A 7,643-nucleotide genomic window follows, 5' to 3' on the forward strand; every position below is an offset into this window, starting at 1 on the left:
GGCGGCCGTCACGTCCGGCAGCCGCAATTGCGGCAAAGGCCGCTGCCGCCGCTTCGATCCAGTCGGATCGGCCAAGCGACCGTCCGGCCTCAGCAAGGGCTGCGATCATCAAGCCGTTCCAGTCGGTCAGGGCCTTGCCGTCACGCCCCGGCCGGATGCGCTGTGCCCTCGCCGCGAGCAATTTTTCTTTCAGCGGGACGAGCTGTTGGCGGTCGATCACACTTTGCGTCTGCTGGGCTTCTGTCTGGCGGATGATCGGCTTGCCTTCCCAGCCATGCGGGTCGGCAAGCGTGAAGTATTTGAAAAACAAGGCTGAATCGTCGCCGAGGGCTGCTTCGAGCTCATCGCTGCTCCAGGTGTAGAACAGCCCCTCCTCGCCCTCGCTGTCGGCATCGAGGCTGGCGGCAAAGGCACCGCCCTCGACCCGCATTTCGCGCAACAGCCAGGCAATCGTCTCTTCGATTCGCAGCCGGAATAATTCCTTGCCGGTCGCCGCATGGACCCAGTTGCATAGCCGGACGAGCTGGGCATTGTCGTAGAGCATTTTTTCGAAATGCGGCACCAGCCATTCGGCGTCGGTCGAGTAGCGGCTGAGGCCGCCGCCAATATGGTCGTAGATGCCGCCGGCCAGCATCTTTTCGAGGCTGAGGAGAACGGCGTCGCGGTGGGATGCAGTGCCGTCGCGCAGCCAGGACAGCCAGAGGCTCTGCATGAACGGCGCGTTGGGGAATTTCGGCGCGCCGCGCAGGCCGCCCAAATCGCGGTCGATCATGCCGTCAATGCCGTTGGCGAGCTTTGCCAGCATGCCGCGATCGAGCGCGGCCTTGGCATGGCTGCCCGCCAGCCGCGTCTCGACATGCGCAGTCAAACCGTCGGCACTTTGGTTAAGGCTTTCTTTCTTCTCCCGCCAAGCCTTGTCTACCGCCTCCAGCACCTGGACGAAGCCCGGCCGGCCGTAGCGGGCCTCGCGCGGAAAGTAAGTGCCGCCCCAGAACGGCTTGCCGTCCGGCGTCAGGAACATGGTCAGCGGCCAGCCGCCCTGCTCGCCCATCGAGGACAGCGCCGCCATGTAGATCTGGTCGATGTCGGGTCGCTCCTCGCGGTCGACCTTGATATTGACGAAGAGACGGTTCATGACGGCGGCGACGTCGTCGTTCTCGAAGCTCTCATGCGCCATGACGTGGCACCAATGGCAGGCGGCGTAGCCGACAGAGAGCAGGATCGGACGCTGCAGCGCCTTTGCTTCGGCCAGAGCGGCGGGCGACCATGGCCGCCAGTGCACTGGATTGCCGCTGTGCTGCTGCAGATAGGGGCTGGCCTCTTCGGCAAGCAGGTTTTGTGCAGGCAATGTCACGGCGCTACTCGATGGCGGATTGAACAGGCATAGCTAGGGCGCTTCGGCAGAGCGGGCAAATGATTTCAAAAAACTCCATCGTGGCGCTGTCGAGCGGGCGCCTGCCGGCCGGCATTGCAGTGATCCGGATTTCAGGGCCGCAGAGTCGATTCGCCATCGAAATGATTGCCGGGTCGGCGGTGCCGAACCGCGTTGCGACGTATCGCAAGTTCCGGACGCCCGACGGATCGGTGCTGGACAGCGGCCTGGTCGTCTTCTTTGCCGGTCCCGACAGTTTTACCGGCGAGGACATTGCCGAATTCCATGTGCATGGCGGGCGCGCCGTCGTAGCGCGAATGCTGGAAACGATCGCCTCCTTCGATGGGGTCAGGCATGCCGAGTCGGGCGAATTCACCCGCCGCGCCTTTCTCAACGGCAAGCTCGACCTGGTCGAGACCGAGGCGCTGGCCGATCTCATCAACGCCGAAACCGAGGCGCAGCGGCGCTTTGCCGTTCACAACGCCGAAGGCGTGCAGAGCGAACTCTATCTGGGCTGGCGCCGACGGCTGATCCACGCCCGCGCGATGATCGAGGCCGAGATCGACTTTGCCGACGAGGATGACGTGCCGGGCTCAGTCGCCGATACGGTCTGGTCCGATGTCCGGGCCATGATCGAGGAAATAGAGCGCCATGTCGCCGGCTTCCGCGCTGCCGAAATCATTCGCGACGGGTTCGAAGTCGTGATCCTCGGCGCGCCGAATGCAGGCAAGTCCAGCCTGTTCAACGCCTTGGCGCGGCGCGAAGCGGCCATCGTCACCGACGAGCCGGGCACGACCCGCGACCTGCTCGAGGTGGTACTGGACCTGGAAGGGGTGCGGGTCAGGGTAACCGACACCGCAGGTCTGCGCGAGGCGCCCGGCATGATCGAGGCGATCGGCATCGAGAAGGCCAGGACCAAGGCGCACAGCGCTGATCTGCTGTTGCTGCTGGAGGATCTGGCAGATCCAGTGGCGATCGGTGTGCTGACGAGCGACATTCCGGCTCTGAGAGTTGGAACAAAAATTGACGTGTTGGGGGGCAAATCGCCCTCGCCCGCGGCGCACTATGATTTCGCGATCTCGACGCAGGACGGCACGGGTCTGGCCGAACTGCTGGACGAGATCGGGCGTCGTGCCGCAGCGCAGATCGGCAAGGCCGGCGATATCCTGCCGTCGCGGCTGCGGCACGTCGAGCTGCTCAATGAGACGAAACGGTTCCTGGTTGCGGCTGTCACGGGGGGCGAGCGCGGGCAGGAGCTGCGGGCCGAGGAACTGCGCCTGGCGGCGGATCGGCTCGGACGAATCGTCGGGGCGGTCGATGTCGAGGACATGCTCGATGTGATTTTTTCGCAGTTCTGTATCGGCAAATGACTCACGTGAAACATTGGGGAAGGAGCACACAGCGATGGGGGCGGAACGCTGGCGCTGTCCCTCCAACGTCTGCTAGGTTCCTCGCGCCGCAGATCGCAGGGACTGCGCTCCGTTTCGCTTCGGTGAAGTAGAGCTGGCAACCAACGCGGACATTCTTCTAAAGGTTCGGACAAAATCGGATCCTCTGGCGAAGGAACCGGGGCAGTGATTCACGTGAAACAACTCCCAACCCACGCAGATGGCATTGTTTCACGTGAAACGAACAGTCCCCTGTCCTTGACAGCGCGTGCCTCCGGGGACATGTGTCGGTCCACTTGAATTCGGGATTCTGAAATGACCAATCACTATGATGTGATTGTGGTGGGTGGCGGCCATGCTGGTTGCGAGGCGGCCAGTGCTGCCGCGCGGGCTGGCGCCAGGACGGCCCTAGTGACGCTGCGCTTCGACACGATCGGCGTGATGTCCTGCAATCCGGCGATCGGCGGCCTCGGCAAGGGCCATCTGGTTCGCGAGATCGATGCCATGGACGGGCTGATGGGGCGCGTCGCCGATGCGGCCGGCATCCAGTTCCGCCTGCTCAACCGCCGCAAAGGGCCGGCGGTGCGTGGTCCCCGCACGCAAGCCGACAGAAAGCTCTATCGGCTCGCCATGCAAGCGGCGATTCGCCAACAGGCCGGTATCGAGGTTGTCGAAGGCGAGGTGCTGGATTTCGAAATCGATGACGGACGCATCGCGGCTGTGCTGTTGGCGGACGGAAGCCGGCTCGCCTGCGGCGCTGTGGTGCTGACGACCGGCACTTTTTTGCGCGGGCTGATCCATATCGGCGAAAAGAAGATTGTCGCCGGCCGCATGAACGAACAGGCGAGCATCGGTCTGTCGGCGACGATGAGCCGCGCCGGCTTCAGGCTCGGGCGGCTGAAGACCGGCACGCCGCCGCGGCTGGACGGCAGGACGATCGATTGGGCGTCACTGGAGAGCCAGGCGGCTGACGAAGACCCCGTGCCGTTCTCGCTGCTCACCGAGCGCATTCAAAACCCGCAGATCCATTGCGGCATTACCCGAACGACCAATGCCACGCATGAGCTGATTCGCGCCAATCTCGGCCGCTCGGCCATGTATTCGGGGTCAATCGAAGGCGTCGGGCCGCGTTATTGCCCGTCGATCGAAGACAAGATCGTCAAGTTCGGCGATCGCGAGGGCCACCAGATTTTTCTGGAGCCGGAAGGGCTGGACGACGACACGGTCTACCCGAACGGCATCTCGACCTCGCTGCTGGAAGATGTGCAACTGGACATCCTGAAGACCATTCCGGGGCTGGAGCGGGCAACCATGCTGCAGCCGGGCTATGCCATCGAATATGACCATGTCGATCCGCGCGAGCTCAAGCCAACGCTGGAGACCAAGCGGATAGGCGGGCTTTTCCTCGCCGGCCAGATCAACGGCACCACCGGCTACGAGGAGGCCGGCGCGCAAGGGTTGCTTGCCGGCTTGAACGCAGCGCGCAAGGCGTCGGCGAGCGAGGAAATCGTGCTCAGCCGCACCGAAGCCTATATCGGCGTGATGGTCGACGATTTGACCAGCCGCGGCATCGCCGAACCGTACCGCATGTTCACCTCGCGGGCCGAGTTCCGGCTATCGCTGCGAGCCGACAATGCCGATGAGCGGCTGACGCCACTGGCGATGAGACTGGGGATTGCCTCGCCGGAGCGAATGCAGCGGTTCAACAATGTCGTGCAAGACCTTGAGAAAGCGCGAAAGCTCGCCCTCGGCACCACCATGACCCCCAATGAAGCTGCGCGCCATGGGCTCGAAATCAACCGGGACGGCGTCCGTCGCTCGGCCTATGAGCTGCTGGCCTATCCCGGTGTCGACACCGCCTGGCTGGCCCGCATCGAACCGGCTTTCGCGGCAATCGACAGCAAAACGGCCGAGCGTCTTGAAACGGAAGCCAAATATTCTGTCTATCTCGACCGCCAGCAGGCCGACGTATCACAGATCAGGCATGAGGAGAGCAGGCTTATTCCCGAGTCGCTCGACTTTGCTTCTGTTCCCGGCCTGTCGAACGAGTTGAAGCAGAAGATGCTGGCACGCCAGCCGCGCTCCATTGCCGATGCGCAACGCATGGAAGGCATGACGCCGGCGGCGCTGGCGATTATTGTCGCGCATGTGCGCAATGCCGAGGCGGCCGCGCGAAAGCAGGTCGCGTGAGCGCTGCGTCCTGGGCAACCCTGCAAGCGGCAGCGGGCCCGGTTTCACGTGAAACATTCGATCGTCTGGTCGAGTTCGAGGCCGTCTTCCAGAAATGGAATCGCCGGATCAATCTGGCCGCGCAATCGACGCAGGGCGATGTCTGGCGCCGCCACATCCTCGACAGCGCGCAGCTGGCGCGAATCAAACCAGAGGCGAAGCGCTGGGTCGATCTCGGCTCCGGCGGCGGGTTTCCCGGCCTCGTGCTGGCCTTTTTGCTTGCCGAGCGGGAAGGCGCCGGCATCGACCTGGTTGAGAGCAACCGCAAAAAAGCATCGTTCCTGCAAGCGGTCGTCGGCCAGTTCAGCCTGCCCGCCAAGGTCATCGCGCGACGCATAGACGACAGCTATCCTCTTGTTCCTGCACCGCAAATCGTCACGGCCAGGGCGCTTGCTTCGCTGCCCGACTTGCTCGACCTGGCGGCACCATGGCTGACCAGGGGCGCGCGCGGCCTGTTTCACAAAGGCCGGGATTACCGCGCCGAAGTGGCAGAAAGCGCTCAACGATGGTCTTTCGATCTGGTAGAACATGCCAGTGCAACCGACGCGCAAGGCGTCATTCTCGAAGTATCCGACTTGCGACAGCACCCTGGCTTGTGACCGGCGACCCCAATGAATTTCTGGCATAGACCCATGATGAAGAACGGCCCCCGAATCATCACCGTCGCCAACCAGAAGGGCGGCGTCGGCAAGACGACAACCGCCATCAATCTGGCCACCGCGCTGGCAGCCATAGGCGAACAGGTGCTGATCGTCGATCTCGACCCGCAGGGCAATGCCAGCACCGGGCTTGGCATCGACCGGCGCGACCGCACCGTCTCCTCCTATGATGTATTGACCGGCGAACTCGATCTCGAAGCAGCGGCGATCCCGACGGCGGTGCCAGGCCTGTCGATCGTGCCGTCGACGCTCGACCTGCTCGGCATCGAGATGGAAATCGCCTCGGCGCCGGATCGGGTGCTGCGGCTGCGCAACGCGCTGCGGGCTTCGGCCGAGCGCTCGGCCAATTTCGGCTATGTGCTGATCGATTGCCCGCCCTCGCTCAACCTGTTGACACTGAATTCGATGGCAGCGGCGGATTCGGTGCTGGTGCCGCTGCAGTGCGAATTCTTCGCGCTGGAGGGCCTGAGTCAGCTTTTGGAGACGGTCGAGCAGGTGCGCCGTTCGATCAACCCCGACCTGACGATCCAAGGCATCGTGCTGACCATGTTCGACGGGCGCAACAATCTCGCCAACCAGGTGGTGCAGGATGTCCGGGCGCATATGGGCGACAAGGTCTACGAGACCGTCATCCCGCGCAATGTCCGTGTTTCCGAGGCGCCGTCCTATGGCAAACCGGCGATTCTCTACGACCTCAAATGCTCGGGCAGCCAGGCCTATCTGCAGCTTGCTTCGGAAGTCATCCGCCGCGAGCGCAAATTACGGGCCGCCTGACAGTAAACGACAAGCCGATTCGACACCGAAACGATCTGGACGGACGATGAACGAAGACCCTTCGAGAAAAAGACTGGGACGGGGACTGGCGGCGCTGATCGGCGAAATCGATCGCCCGGCGGCCCCGGAAAAGCCGGGCCTGGCGGCCGACGGCAAGGTGCCGATCGAGTTCCTCAGCCCCAATCCGAAAAACCCGCGCCGGCATTTTGGTGACGCCGATCTGACCGACCTCGCCCAGTCGATCCGCGAACATGGCGTGGTGCAGCCGGTGGTGGCGCGGCCGTCGAAAACGCAGTCGGGCCGCTACGAGATCATCGCCGGCGAGCGTCGTTGGCGCGCGGCGCAACGCGCCGGGCTGACCGAAATCCCGATCATCGTACGCGACGTCAACGACCGCACGGCGCTCGAGCTGGCGATCATCGAAAACGTTCAGCGCACCGACCTCAACCCGGTCGAGGAAGCGTTGGGCTACCAGCAGCTGATCGACGACCACGGCTATACCCAGGCCGATCTTGGCCAGGTGATCGGCAAGAGCCGCAGCCATGTCGCCAATACGCTGAGACTGCTCAAGCTGCCCGACGTCATTCGCGACATGCTGGTCGACGGCGCGCTCTCGGCCGGCCACGCCCGCACCCTAGTGACGGCCGACGACCCGGCCGGGCTTGCCAAGCGGATCATCGACGAGGGGCTTTCGGTGCGCCAGGCCGAAGCTTTGGCGCAGATGCCGGTCGGCGCGCCGGCGGCAAAGCGCCAGCCCGCAGCACCGCCGCAAAAGGATGCCGACACGCTGGCGCTGGAAAAGCTGATGACCAACACCATCGGCATGATCGTCACGATCGAGCACAACCAGCGCGGCGGCGTGATCAGCGTCGCCTATCGGACGCTGGAGCAGCTCGACGAGCTTTGCCGAAGGCTGAAGCGGGAATAGTGGGTTGCCAAAACGTCGAGGCCTTTAGCCGGCAAACAAAGTGTGGCTGCCGCCGCGCCAGTCATTGGCGAAATCGTCGAAGTAGTTAATCTCCCCCCTCGAGGGGGAGATGGCCGGCAGGCCAGAAGGGGTCGTCTCACATCGAGCGCCCACGTCGTCTGTCGTCGCGGAAGGGGCTAGTGTTCCACGCGCTGCGACCCCCTCTGTCGCCTTCGGCGACATCTCCCCCTCAAGGGGGTGTTTGGACCTGGGACATCGCGAACAGGTGTGCGGGGACATCGCGAACAGTTTCC

6 protein-coding genes are annotated in these 7,643 nt (G+C 63.7%); 5 read left to right on the forward strand and 1 reads right to left on the reverse strand.

The features are described from left to right. On the reverse strand, positions 1–1,354 hold a 1,354-nt coding region (locus E5W70_RS16035; protein ID WP_292659670.1), incomplete at its 3' end, for a thioredoxin domain-containing protein. Between the two features lie 59 nt (positions 1,355–1,413). On the opposite strand from E5W70_RS16035, the gene mnmE reads away from it, so the two are divergent. From mnmE to E5W70_RS16060, 5 genes are all read left to right on the forward strand, one after another. Then, entirely contained in the window at positions 1,414–2,742 is a 1,329-nt protein-coding gene (mnmE, locus tag E5W70_RS16040) for a tRNA uridine-5-carboxymethylaminomethyl(34) synthesis GTPase MnmE (protein WP_292659672.1), read from the forward strand. A gap of 333 nt (positions 2,743–3,075) precedes the next feature. Continuing rightward, positions 3,076–4,950 carry a tRNA uridine-5-carboxymethylaminomethyl(34) synthesis enzyme MnmG gene (gene mnmG, locus E5W70_RS16045; protein ID WP_292659673.1) on the forward strand — a complete coding sequence of 625 codons (1,875 nt, stop codon included), beginning with the start codon at positions 3,076–3,078 and terminating at the stop codon, positions 4,948–4,950. Next, entirely contained in the window at positions 4,947–5,588 is a 642-nt protein-coding gene (gene rsmG / locus E5W70_RS16050; RefSeq protein ID WP_292659676.1) for a 16S rRNA (guanine(527)-N(7))-methyltransferase RsmG, read from the forward strand. The genes mnmG and rsmG overlap by 4 nt, the downstream gene beginning before the upstream one ends. A 33-nt stretch (positions 5,589–5,621) precedes the next feature. Further along, positions 5,622–6,422, forward strand: a complete 801-nt coding sequence (locus E5W70_RS16055; RefSeq protein ID WP_084642633.1) for a ParA family protein — start codon at positions 5,622–5,624, stop codon at positions 6,420–6,422. A 46-nt stretch (positions 6,423–6,468) separates the two neighbouring features. Then, complete coding sequence (locus tag E5W70_RS16060) at positions 6,469–7,350, forward strand: ParB/RepB/Spo0J family partition protein (RefSeq protein ID WP_292659678.1); 882 nt, start codon at positions 6,469–6,471, stop codon at positions 7,348–7,350. The last annotated feature ends 293 nt before the right edge of the window (positions 7,351–7,643 follow it).

Source organism: Mesorhizobium sp. (assembly GCF_005063415.1).
Classification (GTDB): Bacteria; Pseudomonadota; Alphaproteobacteria; order Rhizobiales; family Rhizobiaceae; genus Mesorhizobium.

Bases quoted from the DNA above. Each gene is read 5' to 3' on its own strand.
- mnmG (WP_292659673.1), top strand. From the start codon at position 3,076: ATGACCAATCACTATGATGTGATTGTGGTGGGTGGCGGCCATGCTGGT.
- E5W70_RS16060 (WP_292659678.1), top strand. From the start codon at position 6,469: ATGAACGAAGACCCTTCGAGAAAAAGACTGGGACGGGGACTGGCGGCG.
- mnmE (WP_292659672.1), top strand. From the start codon at position 1,414: ATGATTTCAAAAAACTCCATCGTGGCGCTGTCGAGCGGGCGCCTGCCG.
- E5W70_RS16055 (WP_084642633.1), top strand. From the start codon at position 5,622: ATGATGAAGAACGGCCCCCGAATCATCACCGTCGCCAACCAGAAGGGC.